Annotated in this window: 20 protein-coding genes and 2 tRNA genes; 7 read left to right on the top strand and 15 right to left on the bottom strand. The window is 33.8% G+C overall.

The genetic code is table 11. From position 1 onward, the window contains the following. Positions 1–80 precede the first annotated feature (80 nt). The 6 genes from CIG1485E_RS02160 to CIG1485E_RS09440 all read right to left on the bottom strand — a co-directional run bounded on the left by CIG1485E_RS02160 (position 81) and on the right by CIG1485E_RS09440 (position 7,392). A complete protein-coding gene (locus tag CIG1485E_RS02160; protein ID WP_038453227.1) occupies positions 81–602 on the bottom strand; it encodes a MotE family protein in 522 nt (173 codons plus the stop codon). Next, on the bottom strand, positions 599–1,024 hold the full coding sequence (locus CIG1485E_RS02155) for a flagellar export protein FliJ (protein WP_038453225.1): 426 nt from the start codon (positions 1,022–1,024) through the stop codon (positions 599–601). The genes CIG1485E_RS02160 and CIG1485E_RS02155 overlap by 4 nt, the downstream gene beginning before the upstream one ends. Further along, positions 1,021–2,271 (bottom strand): adenylosuccinate synthase, encoded by a 1,251-nt coding sequence (locus CIG1485E_RS02150; protein ID WP_038453223.1) that lies wholly within the window; start codon positions 2,269–2,271, stop codon positions 1,021–1,023. The genes CIG1485E_RS02155 and CIG1485E_RS02150 overlap by 4 nt, the downstream gene beginning before the upstream one ends. A 15-nt stretch (positions 2,272–2,286) precedes the next feature. Continuing rightward, the gene (locus CIG1485E_RS02145) at positions 2,287–3,144 is read right to left on the bottom strand and encodes an ATP phosphoribosyltransferase regulatory subunit (RefSeq protein WP_081867121.1); all 858 of its coding nucleotides are present in this window, start codon (positions 3,142–3,144) and stop codon (positions 2,287–2,289) included. A gap of 1 nt (position 3,145) precedes the next feature. Next, positions 3,146–7,258, bottom strand: a complete 4,113-nt coding sequence (locus CIG1485E_RS02140; protein WP_038453217.1) for a diguanylate cyclase domain-containing protein — start codon at positions 7,256–7,258, stop codon at positions 3,146–3,148. A 36-nt stretch (positions 7,259–7,294) separates the two neighbouring features. Continuing rightward, positions 7,295–7,392 (bottom strand) — tRNA-Sec (locus CIG1485E_RS09440). A gap of 133 nt (positions 7,393–7,525) precedes the next feature. Here CIG1485E_RS09440 and CIG1485E_RS02135 point away from each other — a divergent pair. Next, a complete protein-coding gene (locus CIG1485E_RS02135; protein ID WP_038453215.1) occupies positions 7,526–8,101 on the top strand; it encodes a BON domain-containing protein in 576 nt (191 codons plus the stop codon). Here the strand turns inward: CIG1485E_RS02135 and CIG1485E_RS02130 are convergent. The 3 genes from CIG1485E_RS02130 to CIG1485E_RS02120 are packed head-to-tail and all read right to left on the bottom strand — an operon-like array spanning position 8,074 to position 11,851. Next, the gene (locus CIG1485E_RS02130) at positions 8,074–10,539 is read right to left on the bottom strand and encodes an efflux RND transporter permease subunit (RefSeq protein ID WP_038453213.1); all 2,466 of its coding nucleotides are present in this window, start codon (positions 10,537–10,539) and stop codon (positions 8,074–8,076) included. The genes CIG1485E_RS02135 and CIG1485E_RS02130 overlap by 28 nt on opposite strands. Next, the gene (locus tag CIG1485E_RS02125) at positions 10,536–11,129 is read right to left on the bottom strand and encodes an MlaC/ttg2D family ABC transporter substrate-binding protein (RefSeq protein ID WP_038453211.1); all 594 of its coding nucleotides are present in this window, start codon (positions 11,127–11,129) and stop codon (positions 10,536–10,538) included. Before CIG1485E_RS02125 ends, CIG1485E_RS02130 begins: the two co-directional genes overlap by 4 nt. Before the next feature lie 2 nt (positions 11,130–11,131). Continuing rightward, positions 11,132–11,851 (bottom strand): MlaA family lipoprotein, encoded by a 720-nt coding sequence (locus CIG1485E_RS02120; RefSeq protein WP_038453208.1) that lies wholly within the window; start codon positions 11,849–11,851, stop codon positions 11,132–11,134. A 182-nt stretch (positions 11,852–12,033) separates the two neighbouring features. Between CIG1485E_RS02120 and CIG1485E_RS02115 the strand changes: the two genes are divergently transcribed. The 6 genes from CIG1485E_RS02115 to CIG1485E_RS02090 all read left to right on the top strand — a co-directional run bounded on the left by CIG1485E_RS02115 (position 12,034) and on the right by CIG1485E_RS02090 (position 16,196). After that, on the top strand, positions 12,034–12,822 hold the full coding sequence (locus tag CIG1485E_RS02115) for a TOBE domain-containing protein (protein WP_038453205.1): 789 nt from the start codon (positions 12,034–12,036) through the stop codon (positions 12,820–12,822). Positions 12,823–12,962: 140 nt separating this feature from the next. Continuing rightward, positions 12,963–13,703, top strand: coding sequence for a molybdate ABC transporter substrate-binding protein (gene modA, locus CIG1485E_RS02110; protein ID WP_038453203.1), 741 nt, complete (start codon positions 12,963–12,965; stop codon positions 13,701–13,703). Continuing rightward, a complete protein-coding gene (locus CIG1485E_RS02105) occupies positions 13,703–14,092 on the top strand; it encodes a hypothetical protein (RefSeq protein ID WP_038453201.1) in 390 nt (129 codons plus the stop codon). The genes modA and CIG1485E_RS02105 overlap by 1 nt, the downstream gene beginning before the upstream one ends. Further along, positions 14,089–14,937: an ATP-binding cassette domain-containing protein gene (locus CIG1485E_RS02100; RefSeq protein WP_038453200.1), complete on the top strand. Its 849-nt coding sequence runs from the start codon at positions 14,089–14,091 to the stop codon at positions 14,935–14,937. The genes CIG1485E_RS02105 and CIG1485E_RS02100 overlap by 4 nt, the downstream gene beginning before the upstream one ends. Next, complete coding sequence (gene modB / locus CIG1485E_RS02095; RefSeq protein WP_038453198.1) at positions 14,938–15,609, top strand: molybdate ABC transporter permease subunit; 672 nt, start codon at positions 14,938–14,940, stop codon at positions 15,607–15,609. Positions 15,610–15,632: 23 nt separating this feature from the next. Continuing rightward, a complete protein-coding gene (locus CIG1485E_RS02090) occupies positions 15,633–16,196 on the top strand; it encodes a putative periplasmic lipoprotein (protein WP_038453195.1) in 564 nt (187 codons plus the stop codon). Positions 16,197–16,201: 5 nt separating this feature from the next. Here the strand turns inward: CIG1485E_RS02090 and CIG1485E_RS02085 are convergent, their stop codons facing one another. From CIG1485E_RS02085 to hemE, 6 genes are all read right to left on the bottom strand, one after another. Then, the gene (locus CIG1485E_RS02085) at positions 16,202–17,050 is read right to left on the bottom strand and encodes a hypothetical protein (protein ID WP_038453193.1); all 849 of its coding nucleotides are present in this window, start codon (positions 17,048–17,050) and stop codon (positions 16,202–16,204) included. Then, entirely contained in the window at positions 17,047–17,352 is a 306-nt protein-coding gene (fliN, locus tag CIG1485E_RS02080) for a flagellar motor switch protein FliN (protein ID WP_038453190.1), read from the bottom strand. The genes CIG1485E_RS02085 and fliN overlap by 4 nt, the downstream gene beginning before the upstream one ends. Then, on the bottom strand, positions 17,349–17,765 hold the full coding sequence (locus CIG1485E_RS02075) for a hypothetical protein (RefSeq protein WP_038453188.1): 417 nt from the start codon (positions 17,763–17,765) through the stop codon (positions 17,349–17,351). Before CIG1485E_RS02075 ends, fliN begins: the two co-directional genes overlap by 4 nt. Before the next feature lie 116 nt (positions 17,766–17,881). Next, a tRNA-Asn gene (locus CIG1485E_RS02070) sits at positions 17,882–17,956 on the bottom strand. 60 nt (positions 17,957–18,016) lie between these two features. Then, complete coding sequence (locus tag CIG1485E_RS02065; protein ID WP_038453186.1) at positions 18,017–18,943, bottom strand: radical SAM protein; 927 nt, start codon at positions 18,941–18,943, stop codon at positions 18,017–18,019. After that, the gene (gene hemE, locus CIG1485E_RS02060; protein WP_038453184.1) at positions 18,940–19,971 is read right to left on the bottom strand and encodes a uroporphyrinogen decarboxylase; all 1,032 of its coding nucleotides are present in this window, start codon (positions 19,969–19,971) and stop codon (positions 18,940–18,942) included. The genes CIG1485E_RS02065 and hemE overlap by 4 nt, the downstream gene beginning before the upstream one ends. Between the last annotated feature and the right edge of the window lie 4 nt (positions 19,972–19,975).

The raw sequence follows: 19,975 nt of genomic DNA, 5'->3' as shown, positions 1-19,975 counted from the left end.
AAAAAGAGTTAAATCGGTGTGACATTTAAATCTTTTAAGCCAATTATTTTGAAATTTTTAAATATGATTGTGAGATAAATTTATTTGGTTGCGTTATTATCGCTAAAAAGCTCATCTTTTCTTAGGATTTCTGTTATCTCAGCTGCGATGGCTGGATCCATTTTTGATAGTATTGATGATATTTTTTTAGGTGGGAGTGAGTAGAGTATCTTTGCGGCGTCCTGTCTTGGCAAGCCGCTTATTATGCTTGCTGCTGGGGCGTCTTTCATCTTTTCATAGACTTGCAAAACTTTATCAGTGGTTATGGTTTTAAGCTCAGCTAAAATTTGCTCATTTTTTGCTAAAAGCTCTTTTATGCTATCTTCTTTTTTGCTTATCTCTTCTAGCGTTTTATTTATGTCAGCCTCTTTTTTCAAGACATCGGCTTCTCTTTTGTCAAAAAGCGATTTGGTAGCAGCTCTGTAAGCTTCTAACTCTTGTCTTGCGCTATCGATTTTTTCAAACTCTCTTTGTATTTCATCTTTTTTTGCTTCATATATAGCATTCCAATCATTTGCCATCAAATTTACAAAACAAAATACAAATATAAATACAAATTTCATTGTTCGTCTTTCATAAAAGAGTATCTTTGGACTGCTATCTCATCGAGATTTGAGGCTTCTAGTTTTTTGACTGCTTGGATATATTTTTTTATCTCTTCGTTGTGTAGATATTTTATTTTTTCGAGCTCTATATAAGCCTTTTTGTGCTGAAACTCATAGTGAGAAATTTCTTTTTGGTTTAAGCTTAGTTTTTCAGATATGCTATCTTTTTGCTCTCTTAAAAGACGTTGCTCTTCTAGGCTTATTTTGATTGTGTTTGCATTGCCGCCTTTTGGAAATTTATAACTCTCAAGAGCTGCGGTCGCCATTTTTAGCGACTCTTGTAGCTCATTTTTTAATGCCCTACATCTAGCAAGATTTATCTCTATCTTGTCGATATTTTGTTTTCTTACTTTGATGATAGGGCTAAATTTGGTATTCATCTAATAATAGTATCGTTTCTTTCTGGGCTAGTTGATATAAAGCCGATTTTAACGCCAGTTAGCTCTTCTATTCTTTCTATGTATTTTCTAGCATTTAGTGGCAAATCTTCATATTTTTTGATACCACTTATGCTATCCCATCCATCCATCTCTTCATATACTGGAGTTACGTTTTCAAGATCAGCTGGGAAGTAGTTTATGCTCTCGCCTTTGTACTTATAAGCTTTGCAAATTTTAACTTTCTCAAAGCCGTCTAAAACATCAAGTTTCATAAGTGCGTAAGTATCAACTCCATTTAGTCTTGAAGCGTATTTTACACCAACAGCGTCAAACCAACCACATCTTCTTCTTCTGCCAGTTGTCGTGCCAAACTCTTTGCCAATATCACACATCTTATCGCCATCGCTTCCCATATCTTCAGTAGGGAATGCGCCATTTCCTACTCTTGTAGAATAAGCTTTAATGATACCGATTACTTCGCCTATGCTTTTTGGGCTTAGTCCAAGACCAGTACAAGCTCCAGCTGAAATAGTGTTTGAGCTAGTCACATAAGGATATGTACCGTGATCTATATCAAGAAGTGTTCCTTGAGCTCCTTCAAGCAAGACTTTTTTGTCATTATCCATTGCATTCCATAGAAGCTCAGTTGTATTTGTGATATATGGAGATAAAACATCTCTAAATCTTGTTAAATCAGCCAAAATACTATCTTTTTGAGGAATTTGAACGCCCAAGGCTTCAAAATATTTTTTATTTTCTTCAAAGTCTTTCATCAAATTTTCGCACAACAACTCTGGATTTAAAAGCTCGCCTACTCTGTGACCGCTTCTACTGATCTTATCTGCGTATGCTGGCCCTATGCCTTTTCCAGTTGTTCCTATGGCTTTATCACCTTTTAATCTCTCTTTTGCTTGATCTATTAGCGAATGGTGGGCTAAATTTAGATGAGCTCTATCGCTTATAAAAAATCTTCCTTCAAGTCCGTCAAATTGTGCCATTTCAGTTATCAAAACTTCAGGGCTTACAACGACGCCATTTCCTATTATGTTTATAATATTTTTATGCAAAATTCCGCTTGGAACAAGGTGTAAAGCATATCTTATGCCATCTACCCAAATAGTATGACCGGCATTGTGTCCGCCACCACTTCTACAAACTACATCATAATTTTGCGAAAGCATATCAACTATCTTGCCTTTGCCCTCATCTCCCCATTGAACTCCAACTATTAAATCTGCCTTTTTCATAATATCATCCTTTTATTATTTACTTAATTTTTCGATTAGAGCGTCACTAAAAATAGCAAAACCAACACAAATCCTACCATCTATCTCATAGCTTCCACCGCCGCTTAAAATAGAATTTCCACTCAAAAATCTAAAAAATAGCTTATCATAATAGCGCATTTTAGAGTAATAAAGTGGTGCGTAGACTTTATTTTTCCATTCAAAAGAGTCAGCTAAATTTTTAAGCAAAACAAGTGGCTCTTTTAGCTCGTTTGGTACTATAGAGATAACCTCATCAATATCTTTTGCGTCTTTTATTGTAGCTAGTTTGTTTAACCACTCTAAATTTTGACCTAAAATAACCTCTATTCTACCATTTTCAAAAACATCAATTGGTAAATTTAGAAGCTTGCAAATAATTTTTGGAATTTCTATATTGCTTATTTGCAAATAAGGCTCTATTTTTAACTCATCAAACAGCTCTTTTGCTATATTCATACACTCTAAAAGATTGTCGCTATCTAGGATTTCTGTGCCTATTTGATAAACTTCTGTGCTTGGATATTTAAAAACTGGTTGGATATAAAACCACTTTTTAGTGCTTGTATCTTTTATGCGACGTGTTGCAATGCGAACCACATCGACAGTGCTATCAGCTCTTAGGCTTATTTCGTGATTGTTTCTATCAGAAAACCTAACTAGCTTTATAGGATCAACACTAAGGTGCTGATGATAGCTAAAATAAGGCGTAATAATCTCGCTAAAACCATTCTTCAAAAGAATTGAACTGGCTTTATTTTCTATCTCTCTTTTAAGCCTAGCACTATCTCCAAAATAGAGCTTCGAGCCGTCTGGAATCTCATGCTCATATACAACTTTATCAGTATAATTCAATCTAATCTCCATCTATACTATTTAAAATGCAAAGCCTTTTGCTTTCTAGCTCTGCTAATAAACTATCTTTTATTGGCTTATCAAGTTCTTCATTATGCAATCTATCAATGATATTTTTTACATCTTCACAACATTTTGGAACAGCAACTATTTTATCCAAATATTCCTTATATTTTTTTATATATTCCGTATAATCAAATAATAAAGAGTTATTGTTATCTATAGAAATAGTAATTTTTGTTATGCAAACCATCTGAAATACTAGAAATTCATAGTAGCTTGATCTATCCTCTTTTGGCTCATTAACTTTTTGCACAACTATATCTTCCATAACTGCTTTTATGTCTTGGCTGAGGACTGGCTTAGATATAAAGTTGCCTTGAATTCGCTTAAATCCAAGATCTGTTGCTATCTTATAGATATAATTATTTTCTATACCTTTTAGTATGGCTATTTTGCCAAAGGCATTACACAAGCATAGTATATTTTTGATTATTTCTATATTTTTTACATCTGTTAAAAGCGTGGTCGCATAAGACTTACTTATCTTATATCTAGAAGCTGGAATATCTCTTAAAATATTCACAACTGCTGTGTTTGCATCAAAATCATCAAATACAAAATCAATACCAAATTTTTTATACCTATCAAAGATGCCTGGCTTAATATCTGGATACTGAGCTAATGGTGTATCAGTAATCTCGATGACTAATCTAGAAAAAGGCGCCATGTCTACATAAAGCTCTTCAAATTTAGCATAAAATTCATCATTCATCAGCTGATAAAACGGCACATTGACGCTAAATTTGATATCTGAGTTTGGAAGAGAATTTATAGCATTTATTGCATTTTTAATAACCCATATACTAAACTCATTAAACCACTTTTTATTTCTAAGAATATTTAAAAAGTCAAGCGGAAGCATAATGCCTTTGACTGGATGTTTCCATCTGACTAGCAGCTCAAAACTAGTAATAGCTCCAAGCCCCACATCTATTATAGGCTGATACATAGGAATAAACTCATTATCTTCAAATTTATCACTAGATATCAAAAGATCGTTGTAATAATCAAACAACATATCTTTTTGTGTGTCAAATATATAATAACGATTTTTACCAGCAAGTTTAGCATGGTACATAGCCCAATCTGCTTGCTTTAATAAGTCATTTATACTAAGATTTGTTGTTTGAGGATAAATGGTCACGCCCATGCTAGCACTCAGTGCGATTTTATTGCTGCCTACTACTATTTCATTGCTAGCAGCAATTATAATAGAATCTAGTAGGCTAGTAAATTCTGCTTGGTTTTCCACGTCATTTATGATGATGACAAACTCATCTCCACCAAATCTAGCCAATATATCATTAGGTCTTAATGCATCTTTAATGAAATTTGTCATCTTGACAAGCACGGCATCGCCACAGTGATGACCGTAAATATCGTTTGCTATTTTAAATCCATCAAGATCTATGTAAGCTAAAGCAAATTTACGCTGAGTTTTGTCTGCGTTATCCATAAAATCTTTTAAATATTCTAATGCCAAAAATCTATTTGGCACCTTTGTAAGCGTATCGTAATGGGCTATTTTTCTTAGTTTTTCTTCATTGTCTTTGCTTCTAGTCATATCTGAAAATATCGCTATATAGTGCAATGGCTCGTCATCTTCGCCTCTTACAGAACTTATAGTTAGTATTTCTGGATATATCTCTCCATTTTTTCTTCTATTCCAAATTTCACCATGCCAAAAACCAATATCTTGGATATCATCCCACATTTTTTTATAAAAAGCACCATCGTGCCTATTTGATTTTAGTATGCTTGGGGTTCTGCCTACGACATCTTCTTTGGCATATCCAGTTATATGAGTAAATGAATCATTTATATCTATAATTGTTCCATCCAAAGCGGTTATAACTATACCTTCTCTTGCGTATGAAAAGATATTTGCGATGAGTTTTATCTGAGATCTTGATTCAATTTTTTTGCTGATATCTTCTAACATACCACAAAGCTGCACAGGTACACCATTTATGTCTTTAGATATCGCTCTTCCTTTTATCTGTATCCAGATTGGCTCTCCGTCTTTTTTGATAAATCTAAGCTCCACAAAAAAGTTATCACTCAGTCCATTTACATAACTTTCATAGGCATTATCTAGTTTTATCAAATCATTTTTGTGTATAACTTTTGATAAATTTGGATAAGTAACAACTCCAAGCTCATTTAAACCATCATATCCAAGAAGCAAAGCAAGACTATGTGAAAATGTCAAAATTTGAGTCTTGCAGTCATAATCCCAAGGCATTGAAGATGTACTTAGAAGTAGATTTTGGTATTTGTTGATTCTTTCTTTATAGATGTCTTCCATGACCTTTTGCTCTGTATTTTTAAACATAAAAATAGTAGCTGTCGTAGAAGTCTCGGTTTTAAATATTTTGATAAATATCTTAAACCACTCAAATTTACCATTTGCCATCTTAACACGGCACAACCTATCAAACTCAGTATCGCTCTCATAAGAAGTCCCCACAAGCTTAGCCCTATGCGTAACATCTCTTAATATAGCAGATATATCATCATCATGTATTAAGGTTTTAAAGCTAAATTTAGTAAGCAAAATATCTTCAAGTTTGTATCCAAGTATGCTTTGGACGTTGTTTGAGATCTGCACTACTTTCCAGATATCATCTAGCTCAAATGACACTATCAAAATCGGACTTAACTCCAAAAATACTTTTTCGCTATTGATATTGTCTATTTTCTTTTGCTCATCTGTTATATCCCAAACGATCATAAAGTAAAAACTGTTAAAATTTGTAGTAATGATAGTGCTAGAAATTCTAACTATTCTAATATCTCCATTTGACAATCTATGATTGCAAACAATGCTATCACATCCATAAACTGATGAAATTTTATTGTACGATTCATCATATTGATTTGTGATTTGCAAGTCAAAGATATTCATAGCTATAAGTTCTGTTTTTTCATATCCATAAAAGTCAATGGCTGCTTGGCTGGCATCTATAATATTTCCATTTTTTGCATCGACAAAAAGTATATTGATATTGCTTTTTTGGAAGATTAAAGAGTATTGACCTTTATAATCTCTTAGATCATTTTTCGCTATAACTTGATTTAGATATAAATTTAAAATATTATTGCTTATATTTGAAAATTTTTGGTCGTAGTTGATGACCTTTGCTGGGATTTCTCCTATTTTTAGCCCATTTAGTAGCTTTTGAAGCCCATCGACTTGAGCGATAATCCTGTATTTGAAAAACAAAAATAGATCCAAAACTATAAAACACACCAAAGCCAAAATCAAAAACAAGCAAGTTATCAACGCTAAATCAGTGCTAAAAAACTCAAAAACCGACTTTCTAGAAACAATTCCTAAATTTAAAGCTTCATTAAAATATATATGATAAAAGCAAAAGCGATCATTTTTTGTGGTTATGGCTATGCTATGTTTTGTTGTTTTCCATAAAATATCCAAATCAAAGTCGTCATATACGCTATAGCCCTTATCTCCAGGAAGCATAAATCCATCGCTATCTATCAAAAATCCGTTTTTTCGCTTCGAGTATGCAAGCATATTTTTGACAAGTTCTTTGGCATCCATTTCGACTATAAATGCTTTATTATTTGTAGTAGGGATATAAATATAAAAGCTTATATCATCATTGTAATAATAAAATTTAGATATAAAAGTGTCTTTGCTCTCAAATTCTTTTTTATGATGTTCGATTTGGAATTTATCTAGTTTGTTTCCAGAATGGTTTATGGAAGCCAAAATATCAAGCTTATCATTTATGAGATATATAGACATCACAGCACCGTTTTTAGCTACTATCTCTTCAAATTTATAAGCCAACAAATCCTCTTGAGAAATAACTGATAGATCATGATATACGTAATTTATCTGATTTATGACATTTGTCATATAGTATAAATTATTTGCTTTTAGCTCATCTTCTAGCTTTTCTACCTTGCTTGAAAATACAAAAAAGAGTAAAAAAACTATAGCAAATATAGATATTATAGAGATTAGGTAGGCTCTTTTTAAAAGACCAGAAGAAAACGAATCGCGGATCTTATCAACTTTCATAAAACCTTACCTATAAAAATTACTTACAAAATCATTTGGCGAGAGAGTGAGTGAATCGAACACCCCGCGAAACGGTCAACCGCCCCGCCACAGGATTTGAAGTCCTAGAACGCCACCAGGTCGTTTTACTCTCCAATAAAAACAAAATACTAAGTTAAGATTCTAACAAATTTTATATAAATTCAAGTTGAATATAGCCCAAATTCTAAGTTTTAAGCTCCTCTTGGTTACAATAAACAAAACTCAAATTTTACATAAATAACCAAAATGAAAAAAATTATATTTTTGACCTTGCTGGCTTTTATGTTTTGTGGCTGTATCGGCGTAGCAGCTGGAATGAATGCAAACACAGTTTATAGTGCATATAGCCTATCAAATGATGAAAGAGGAATTTATTCTATCCTCAAAGATAAAATCATAAAAACAAAAATCCAAACAAAAATCGTAAATTCAAAAAATCTAAGCAATTTCGACATTGATGTAGAATCGTTTTGGGGAGAAGTTTTACTAATAGGCGAAGTAGAAAATGAAGCCCAAAAACTAGAATTAGTCGAGCTAGCAAAAAACACATACGAAGTAAAAAAGATAAAAACATATATAAAATACAAAAAAGATAGGATTTGCGCCAGCTCTGATGAGCTTGCCATATTAGCAAACTTAAAAAAAGAGCTTATATCTGATAGCCTCATAAATAGCACAAATATCGGTGTAAGCGTGGTGCAATGCGACGTTATCTTTAGCGGAGTAGTTCATAAAATAGAGCAAGAAAAAAGAGCTATCTGGTACGCAGCCCATACGCCAAACGTAAGAGATATTTACTCTTTTTTACAAGTTGTCGAATAAAATGACAAAATAAGAGCCGGCAAAAGAAGCAAAGCTCCTAAAAGCATCATAGCCATAACAAGATCAGTCAATATACCAAAATATATAGTCGGCCAAAAGTTACTAAAACTCATAACACTAAAGCCCAAAAATACCGCAAAAGATGTGTAATACATAGCATATCCTATGCTAGAATGGCTTGAGCGAATAGCTCTTATTTTATCTTTGGATTTGATTTCAAGATTATATCTATGTATATAGTGGATTATGTCGTCCACGCCGATACCAAGGCTGATTGCAGCTATTGTGATACTCATTATATCAAGCGGGATTCCAGCCATTCCCATGATCCCAAAAACAGCGCAAAGCGGGACTAAATTTGCAACAATGCCAATAACGGCTAGTTTAACGCTTTTAAATATAAAAATAAATACAATAAAAAGAGCTAAAACAACAAAACCAAATGTATCAACTTGCGAGCTAATAAGGCTTTGAAGCATATTGTTATAAAGCACCATAACTCCACTAACTCTAGCTTCTACATTATCATCTGCCAAAAGCTCATTAAGGTCTGTTTGAAGCGTTTTGATAAACTCATCACGCCTTAGCCTCTCATCGCTATCTATGGTTCTAATCACGAAATGAACTTCACTATCTTCTATGCTTACATAAGGCGACAAAAGAATCTTTTTATACTCATCTGGAAGTCCGTTGTAAAGTATAGCAAGGCTCAAAGAATCAAGCTCATTTCCCTTATTTAAGGCTTTGCCAACCTCTAAAAGAGTTCCAAGAGAGCTTACATTCCCTACAAACTCTCTATCTTCTAAAAATCTAGTAACTTTTTTTACTACATCCATTTTATAAGTTGAAAACCAATAGCGCGGATCTGATTCGTTTTGGCTAAATTCGCTCTCAAATTCACTCAAAAACTCATCTTTTGTCGCTACTTCATTGCTTTTAGTATCTTTAAATTTGATAGTCACATCAAGCGGCACGGTTCCACCAAGACTTTTGTCTATGACTTCCATTCCTTTGTAAATTTCAGTACTTGATTTGAAATATCCTATAAAACTATTTTCAACTCTTAGTTTTGATATACCATAAATCCCACCAATAAATATAAAAATACTAACAATATAGATGATTTGTCGTCTATTTATGGCTAATTTTGCACACCAATGGGTAAATTTAAAGCTATTTTCAAAGCTTCTTTTTGGCTCTTTTTTATTTAGTAAAACAAGCAAAGATCCAAACACCACAAACGCCACGACTAGAGATATACTAATCCCACCACTCATCATAAGCCCAAGCATAATGATCGGCTTTATATCACTCAAACAAAGCGAAACAAAGCCAATAACAGTGGTAAAAATAGCAAAAAAGCATGGATTTGCACGTGATTTTAAAGCCAGATAAACAAGCTGTTTTTGCGTATAATTTGGATGCAAAATATAAAGCTCTCTATATCCAGTTATCAAGTGAATTACAACTGAAATCGTGATGATGAGCTGAAGCGCGATATAATTTGAACTAATCACAGTTATCTCAAATCCCAAAAGCCCATAAACTCCACTTGCCAAAATCACAGATAAAATACAGATAAAAATAGGCAAAAAGACAAATCTAATCTGTCTAAAAAATAGCCACAAACAAAGCATAAGAAGGATTAAAACGCTAACTCCATAAACCAAAAGATCATTTTTGACAAAGCCTATCATATCATCAGCGATCATATTTATTCCGCCTAAAAACAGCCTTTCATCGCCTCTATTTTGGCTTATAACTGCCCTGATTTGTTCTATATTTTCATGCTCTTTTATACGAAGCTCATCTCTGTAAAGCTTGAATTGAACGTCCAAAGCTTCAAGCTCAATTTTTTGATTTTGGGTTATGGTTTTATTTTGCTCTAGGCTTTTTAGCAGATCTCTTTTTTCGATGAATGCGTCGTATTTTTCATTTGGTTCTAAATTTATCACTATAGAAGTGGTTTTAAAATCCCCACTCACAAGGCTATTTTTATAAAGCGGACTTGAGAGAAACTCGTCTTTTGCTGCGCTTAAATTTGCGTCTTTGTCCATAAGAGTCGGGACGTGTTTGACCAGCTCGCTTACTGGAATATCTGCGTTTTGCAAAAGTGGAACATTTAAAATAGAAAGAACACTTTTTACGCCATCTATTTTTTCAAGTTCATTAGAAATTTTAGCTATTTTATCAAGTGTTTTTGAAGATAGCAGATCTTGGTTTGGAGTATATGCAACGACTAAAAAATTTGGCGTTTCATATCTTTTTGAGATTTCTCTCCAGATCCCAAGCTCTTTATCATTATCTAAAAGCAGTGTTTGGGTAGAAGCATCGATTTGTAATTTAGTAGAAAACATCCCAAAAATTAAGCATAAAATAACACTAACAAGCAGAACTAATTTTGGGAAATTTACTATAAATTTGAATATTTTATTCATTTTGCTTTTTTGTTGTCATCTGGCAAATTTGTCACTTCCAAGCGTTTTAAAATTTCATTAAAATCAACCTTACCACTCAAATCATCAAACTGTGATCTATAGGTCTGTATCACGCTAACGCCGAGTATATCAACATCATAGATCAAAAAGTCATTGTCTTTGGCTTTGTAAAATTTAAAAACCAAGCTATAAGTGTCAGCGCCGCTAATGATAGCAGCATTTACAAAATACCTACTTGGATTTGGAATAGTCGCGTCTTTTATAACTATTTGCTCGTTTGTGTATAGAGATAGTTTATCTGTGAAAGATTTTTTAAGTCTGGCTTCAAAAGTCTTGGTAAATTTAGCTCGCTCTTCATCGTTTAACGCCTTATAATGCTTAGATAATGCAAGTTTTGCCATCAAAGTATAATCAAAATACGAATCAAACATATCAAATAACTTGTTAGACTTTTGCATATCATTTAGCGATTTATCACTCACGATGCTGATAGCAGTTTTAAGATTTTCTTTCATAACCGGCTCAATGCTAGCAAGCTCAAGCCCAAAAGATAGGCTAAAAATAGATAAAAATAGTATTAACTTTTTCAAATTTACTCCTTGATTAGTGCGTTTCTTCTTTGCTCGTAGGCATTTTTTATAAATGTATATAAATCCACAGCTCCAGAAGTTGCTTTTTGATATTTTTCTGGATCTAGTGAGTTTTCGTTTATCATTTGCTCTGTTTTTATAGCTAAATTTAGATCAAAAAATTTACTATCTCTAGCCCAAACATCATTGCTATAACTAAGTGGATTTATAAAATAATCCCCACCAAGCCCAGCAATATCTCTTAAATTTGATTGTCCAAGGATAGGGATAACTACTGGAAATCCACTTCCAACGCCCCAATATCCAAGAGTTTGCCCGAAGTCTTCATCGTGTTTTTTTAATCCATAAACATTCGTAGCCACGTCACTTATGCCACCAAATCCAACTACCGTATTTGCGATAAATCTAAGAGTTTCTTCACCAGCATTTGCAAATTTGAATTGCAATAAGTTATTTATAAATCTTATAGGAAATAAAATATTATCAAAAAAGTTTGAAATCGCAGTTTGTCCCTCATCTGGCATAATATAATCATAACCCTTAAACACAGGAGTAAACATATTTCTATACATAAAATCATTTACATCTGTCATCACTCTATTGTATCCACTTAGCGGATCAAAGATCGGTTTATCGCTAAATTCGTCATCAAACGATGAAATATCGGTTTCATTTGCACCCAAAATAGAACAAAATAAAACTGCTATAATCACTTTTTTCATGCAATCTCCGTAAATTTATACTCTAAAGCTTTAAATTTTACATGACTTTACCTTTATATATTATAAATTATTATTTTTAGTCTTTTTATATAAATTTAGCATTTGGATAGTTTAAAATTTATTCAAAAAATAGATATATACTACAGACACTGAAAGTAAATTTGAGTATATAAAGGAAGTACATGAAAGCAGATGTTAGTTTAGAACTGTTTTTAAATAGCGATACTGCAGTTTTAGGAAAACACATAAAGCTGTTAAAAGCTATAGATCAGACAAAAAGCATAACAAAAGCTGCGGCTGCTATCGACATATCGTACAAAAATGCTTGGGACTGTTTGGATTTTTTAAACAATAGATCAAAAGAGCCTCTTATCATAAGAGTTAATGGCAATAGAAAAAATAGTGGTAGCGAACTAAGCGATTATGCTAAAGGACTCATAAATACTTACGATGCAATTCTTAAAGCCCAAAAATTATTTTTAGACGAACTTTGCAAAAGCAAAGATATAAGCAAAGATGCCCTAACGCATCTACAAAGGATGAATATGAAGCTAAGTGCTAGAAATCAACTATTAGTTGAAATCACAGATATCAAAACAGGTGCAGTAAACTCAGAAGTTACTGCTAAACTAAGCAATGGCGAAAAGCTAAGAGCTACTATCACAGTAGAAAGTGAAAAAAACTTAGACCTTAAAGTCGGCAAAGAAGTTTTATTTATATTCAAAGCTCCAAGCGTAATGATCGGCAAAGAAGATGGAAAAGGCATGAAACTTTCAGCAGCTAACCAACTAAAAGGTAAAGTTTTAGAAGCAAAACTTGGTGCTGTAAATGCTGAAGTTATCATAGAAGTTAGCAATCATCAAAAAATATCAGCAATCATCACAAACGAATCAGCTCAAGAGATGAAAATAAACGTTGGCGATGAAGTAGTAGCTATCATAAAAGCAAGCAATATCTTAATCGGAGCATAAAACGCACCACAAACGTAGCGAATCTTTTTCGCTACACCCATTTACCTTACAAGATTTAAATATAAATAAATAATTTATATCAATAAAATCAATATTTTATGGTATAATTCAAAATCTAAATTTTCAATATAGGAGTTTATATGAAAAAGTTCTTTTTAGCTGCTGTTTTAGCAGTGGCTGGATTTTGTGCTGATCTAAACATCGCAGCAGCTGCGAACGTAACTTACGCATTTGATGATATCAAAGCTGAGTTCAAAAAACTTAACCCAGATGCAAATTTAAACGTAAGTCTTGGCTCAAGTGGAAAGCTAGTCGCACAAGTCAAAAACGGCGCACCTTTTGAAGTATTCATGGCTGCGAATATGGATTTTGCAAATGGTCTTTATAAAGATGGTTTTGCTATGAATGAAGCAGCCATATATGCAAAAGGTAAAGTTGCTATGCTAAGCGTACGTGGATTTGATCTAAGCAAGGGCTTAGAGGTATTAAAAGATCCGAAAGTAAAAACAATCATCATCGCAAACCCAAAAACAGCTCCTTATGGAACTGCAAGCATAGAAGCATTCAAAAACGCTGGTATCTATGACGCTATAAAAGACAAAATCATCGAGGCTGGAAGTATCGGTGAGGCTCTAAGCCAAACTCTAAAAGCTGGAGATGTTGGATTTATCGCTGCTAGCTCAATGTATAGTCCAAAAATGAGCGAATACAAAGAAGGCAAAGACTTCGTCTTACTTGATAGCAAACTTTACACTTCTATCGATCAAGGTATCGTTATTTTAAAAAATGGCGAGAAAAACGAGCTTGCTAAGAAATTCTATGACTTTATCTTAGGCGAAAAAGGCAAGGCAATATTCCAAAAATATGGATATGACTTTTAATGCTTAAAGCCATTATCAAAGATATTTTAACTATTGATGGCATTACACAAATCGCCTTTTCTTCGGATTTAGGCGATGTTTTTATGTTAGGACTTGAGATAAGCGAAGATATAAAAGCTGGCGGGGGTGCCTTGCTTGATTTTAAAAGTAGTGATATTTTGCTTTTAAGTGAGTTAAATTTAAACTCAAATTTAGGCACAAGAAATATTTTTAAAGTCAAAATTTTTAGCATCATTCGTGGCTCTATTGTGTCAAATTTAACCCTTGAAATAAATAGTATCAAATTTGACATCACACTTTCATCGAATTTAGCTGACAAATTTAATCCAAATGATGAAGCCTACGCACTTTTAGGCGAAACATCTCTTTATATAAGTGAGTTTTTATGATTGAAATTTCTTGCAAAAAAACTCTTAGCCCAAGCTTCACGCTAGACGCGCACTTAAACATCAAAAAAGGCGATTTCGTCGCATTTCATGGCAAAAGCGGAAGTGGCAAAACCACGCTTTTACGCATACTTGCTGGATTTTTGAAAGCCGATAGTGGCTATATCAAAAATGCGAATATCACTTTTTTTGATGATTATAAATTTTTAGCCCCACAAAATAGAAATATAGGCTATCTTTTTCAAGATTACGCTTTGTTTCCAAATATGAACGTGATGAAAAATTTGCTTTTTGCAAACAATGATAAAAAGCTAGCTAGTGAGCTTTTGAGCCTTGTGGAGCTTGAAGAGCACGAGCATTCTAGCGTCGCAAAACTAAGTGGCGGTCAAAAGCAGCGCGTGGCACTAGCAAGAGCACTTATGAGAAGGCCAGATATTTTGCTGCTTGATGAGCCACTTTCAGCGCTCGATAACGAGATCAGAGCCAAGCTTCAAGACTATCTCATCAAAATCCATGAAAGCTTTGGCATGACTACTATTTTAGTCAGTCACGATGTCAGTGAAATCTATAAGCTAGCCAAAGTCGTATATGAGCTAAATGATGGCAAAATCATAAATCAAGGCACACCGTCGCAAATATTTTTAAAGCATTCAGGCTCACAAAAATTTAGCTTTCATGCTAAGATTTTAGAAATCCAAAAAAGAGATGCCCTATACGTGGCGATAGTCGAGGTTGCAAACCAAATCAGCGAAATCGCACTAAGCCACGCTGAAGCTACAAATCTAGAAGTTGGCTGCGAAGTTCTTCTAAGCGCTAAAGCCTTTAAAATCAATATTAAAAGGATATAAATGCTAGATTGGACGCCATTTTTACTCTCTTTTAAACTAGCTTTGATATCAACTGGAATTTTATTTTGTATATGCTTGCCACTTAGTTACGCTATTGCAAGAACCAGCTTCAAGCTAAAACCAGTAGTTGAGGCTATTATATCTTTGCCACTTGTCTTACCACCATCAGTTCTTGGCTTTTATATGCTTATTATGCTCTCTCCTTACTCATTTTTAGGTGCTTTTGTGGAGGAGTATTTTGGGATTAGACTTGTTTTTAACTTCACTGGACTTGTCATAGCAAGCTGTATTTATTCACTTCCTTTTATGTTTCAACCTCTTCTTGCTGGATTTAAAACTATGCCAAGCTCACTAGTCGAGGCTAGCTATTCGCTTGGAAAAAGTAGATTTAAAACCATGCTTTTTGTGGCATTGCCAAATATCAAGCCATCTTTACTAACTGCGTCTATTGTGAGTTTTGCTCATACTCTTGGAGAGTTTGGCGTAGTTTTGATGATAGGAGGAAGTGTCGGCGGAGAGACAAAAGTCGCCAGTATAGCCATATATAACGCGGTTGAGCTTTTGGATTATCATTTAGCGCATATTTATTCAGCAATTATGCTTGCTATTAGCTTTACTGTTTTATTTTTAGTCTATTTTATTAACCACAAAATTTCAAAAAACATAGTATAATTGCCAAAAATTAAAGGCTTTAAATGAAAAAAGTTTTGTTTTTGGTCATTATGCTTATCTTGTTTAGCGGCTGTGCAAGCTCTGCTCAAAACGTCTATATATCTACTAGTTCGCCGATATTTATCACTCAAAAGCTTCCAGGCAAAAATGTATTTGTAAATTTCAACGAAAATGAAGGTAATCTAACCCAAATAGTTAAATTTGAGCTTAGCAAACACGGTTATCAAATTTCAAGCCAAGAGCTAGCAAATATAATAATCAAAGGTCGCACAAACTACTTTAGAAAAAGCTCATCAACAAAACCAAGAATGTATATGGATATGGGATTTGGGTTTGGTAGAAGTTTTAGAGGTAGATCGGCTGGGTTTGGGTATAGAGATCCGTTTGATGATGATTTTTACAACAAAGAGTATTATTACGACGCCCAAATAGCTTTGCTTATACAGATAAAAGACGCTCAAAACTATACAACAAATTTAAACTTGCAAAGCGAAAAATCTCAGATCGATTTTAGCGAAGAAAAAACGCTTTTAAATTTCAACGAAGCAATAGCCAAAAAGATAGTAGAAATACTAAAAGAATACTGATGAGATCAAACGCTCATCATATCTTTGTAGCTATTTAGAGAGTTTTTTCTATCTTCTAGATATTTTCCAAGTTTTTGTCTATTTTCTTCAAAAAATACCTCAAAATCATCTTCATTTGAGATTTTATCTTCGCCAAATTTATCAAGCAATACGTTTGAGCTGCCAAACAAAACTAGATATTTTCTATTTTCATAACTGAGCAATGCGACTTTATTTGCACCATCAAGCTCTTTTTCGTACATAATCTCTATATTTCCGCCACCTTTTTTAAATTCCCAAGACGGCGCTTTAGCTTTGCTTGGAGTTTCTTTTATAGAAAAAGGCTCATTCAGTTTATTTTTATATTTTAAAGTCATTTTTTTAACAACCAAAAGCACGACAACTAAGATAAAAAGTATACCTATAACCATCATATATTTTGTATCGATGTCTGCGGCATTTGTCTGATCTCTTGTTTGGATATTTGCCGGGATAACTGGAGCTGTGTTTGGCATAGCTTTTAGTTTAATGACACGAATTCTAAGTCCAAATTTATCTGATGTTTTTGAAGCAGTTATGCTAATAGGATCTACGAATTTAAGCTCTACTTTTGTGCTTGATTTATCATTTTGAGCTATGTATAAATTTTGTATTATTGGTGAGTTTATGCTTTTGTTTATCTCTTGTTCTATGCCAAGATCGCTAAGTATCAAATTTATCATATCTTTTGATTGTTGTTGCTTGATACTACCCTCATAAGGCGAGTCAAAGCTAAGCATAATATCTACTCTATCGCCTCTTTCATAGATATTATAAGTCAGCAGATTTGAAGCAAAAATTGGAATAGCAGTAAGGATTAGTAGCAAAAATTTCATATTAACTCTTTTTTGAAGTATTGTATGACAGATTTTGAATCTAAGATCTCATTTATACGAATAGCTAGGTTTTTTTCATATACCATGACCTCGCCTTTGCCAAAAATTCTATTATTCACATATAGTTCGACGCTCTCACCGGCTGGTTTTTCGAGGTCGATGACTGAGCCAACTTCAAGCTTTAAAAGCTCTTTGACACTAACTGAAGTCGTCCCAAGCTCACTGATAAAATCCACGCTAATATCAAGTAGCTCATCATATCCGTGAAAAAGACCGTTTGGGCTTAGCTCTTCTTCTGTCATGCTTTTTTATAGCCTATCTCAAATGTTCTATTTTTCATTTTAAAGAGTTTTGACTCTTCAAGTTTGACTGGAAATACATCTACTTTACCTAAAAATTCAGGCGTTCCAAGCTTATAATCTCCATCACCTCTGTCATTTAGTAAATTTTTAGCATAGCCTATGATTTGGTTTGCAACTTCTTTGCATAAATCATCTAAATCAACTTGTTTTATGTCATTGTTTAATAAAACTTTTGCAAAATATTTAAGCGTATCTGTCTTAAAATATAGATAAAAATGGTATTCTTCTTTGTTTTTAAAAACCGGAATACTAGCACCATAAACATCTTTGCCAAGTTTGCTTCCGTCTTCTAGCTCAAAACCTAAAATATCAGTACAAAAATGCTTTGTAGAATAGCACACAGCACTCATCATAACTCGCTCCTTAAAGCTTTTTTGATATTATACTAAATTTTTATTTAAAAAAATATCATAAATAATATGCAAATGGCAAATTATTTTATTTTTGGGATTTTGTGGATTGTATAAAGTGGCTCCGGATGCTGGATTCGAACCAGCGACCAATCGGTTAACAGCCGACTACTCTACCGCTGAGCTAATCCGGAATAAAATAATTGAAATTATACTAGAAATTTGATTAATTGTCAAGCAAACTTCTAGCAAATTTAAATAATTTTATAAAATTCAACTCCAGCTAAATTTACCCTGCTCGCTTCTTTGTTTTGAAGCAGTGTCTCTAAAGCGTCTTTTGAGCTTTGAGCGAAGTTATGCTCCACATCAAATTTACTTTGCGGACGCAGTTTTAGGAGTTTTCTAAGTTCATCAAGACTAAACTCAAGCTTAGCATTTAATGCTTTTTTTCTAGCTACGACTACCGGGGAAGCTGTTATAAATTTGGCTAGGCTTTCAAGTATTTCATCATCTATGCCACTTGCCTCGTGGGCTGGCGGACGATCAATGCTACTTATATCTATGCGATCTGGTTTAATGATCTCAAAGGCTAAATTTAAAGCTTCAAACTCTTCTAAAGTATCATTAAAGCCTTTTACGACCAAAACTTCCATGACAAGTAAGCCTCTGAATTTAGCTCTAAACTCAGCCATTTTTTCTACTAAATTTTCTATCTTTATATTTTCAAGGCTGCGATCAATTCGCCTAAATGTCTTTTGGACTGCGCTATCAAGACTAAGTTTGACTATATCAAGCCCAAGCATAGCTTCAAATTTATCTGCGTCCAAAACAGATGTGCCGTTGCTTAGAATAAGCGTTTTTTGGGTAGTTTTAAGGCAATTTACCTCACTAACCAACTCTTTTAAGCTGGGATACAAACTTGGCTCGCCATTTGCAGTTAAGGTTATGACATCTATATTTTTAAACTCACTCAAAGCAAGTTTTAGCTCTGAAATAATATCGCTTAGAAGTGGAGGATTTTCTATAGCATTTACCACTTTTGCTTTGGCTAACTCACAATAAAGGCAATCAAAATTGCAACACTTTTTATCAGGGCTTAGATCGATCCCAAGTGAGCTGCCAAAACGGCGGCTGCTCACTGGACCAAAGATATATTTGTATGATTTTTTAGGGTAACTCATTTGCAGTATTTTGCAGATTTTTCTTGAACTGATTTGATGAAATATTTTGCATTTTCTACTGGCACATCTGGAAGTATTCCATGACCAAGGTTGAATATATGTCTTTTGCCACGCATAATGCTTAAAATCTCATCCACGCCCTCATCTATCGCATCTTTGTTGTATAATCTTGTAGGCTCCATATTACCTTGCAAGACATATTTTTTGCCAAGGATTTCTTTAGCACTCATTAACGGAGTGCTCCAATCCACGCCAAATACGTCAAATTTGCCATCCACTTCGCCTAAAAATCCGCTGATTCCTTTAGGGAAAACGATAACGGCGATATGTGGATATTTGTCTTTTATATAATCAACTAGCTCATTTATATAGCTAAATCCAAACTCAAAATAAGCACTTTGCTCCAAAGCGCTCGCCCAACTATCAAAAATTTGAACTGCATTTACTCCAGCTTTTATCTGCTCTTCAAGATAAAGTTTAAGCGAATTTGTGACTTTGCGAAGTATGGCATGAAGAAGTTGTGGATTGTCATATACCATTTTTTTACTTACGTTATAAGTCTTTGTACCGCCGCCTTCTATCATATATGTAGCTATCGTCCATGGAGCACCGCAAAAGCCTATCAGTGCTTTATCTGCAGCCAGCTTGTCTCTTGTTAGCTTTATAGTATCATAAACATAATCCAAATTTTTAACTGCTTTTTCGACGCTTAGCTTATCAAGGTCGTCCATGCATTTGATCGGAGTATCAAAAACAGGGCCTTCGCCTTTGACAAATTTAAGTTCCATTCCCATTTCAAGAGGCACGACTAAAATATCACTAAACATAATAGCAGCGTCCACACCCAAAATATCAACTGGTTGAAGCGTGACTTCGCTAGCTTTTTTATAGTCTTTACAAAGAGATAAAAAATCCCCAGCTTCTTTTCTTACTGCCATGTATTCTGGCAAATAACGCCCTGCTTGACGCATCATCCAAACTGGAGTATATGGTGTTGGTTTTCCAAAACATGCATCTATAAATATCATTTTT

The sequence above is a fragment of the Campylobacter iguaniorum genome (assembly GCF_000736415.1).
GTDB lineage: Bacteria > Campylobacterota > Campylobacteria > Campylobacterales > Campylobacteraceae > Campylobacter > Campylobacter iguaniorum.
Note: the sequence above shows the minus strand (reverse complement) of the source record. Positions and strands in the feature narration are given on the sequence as shown.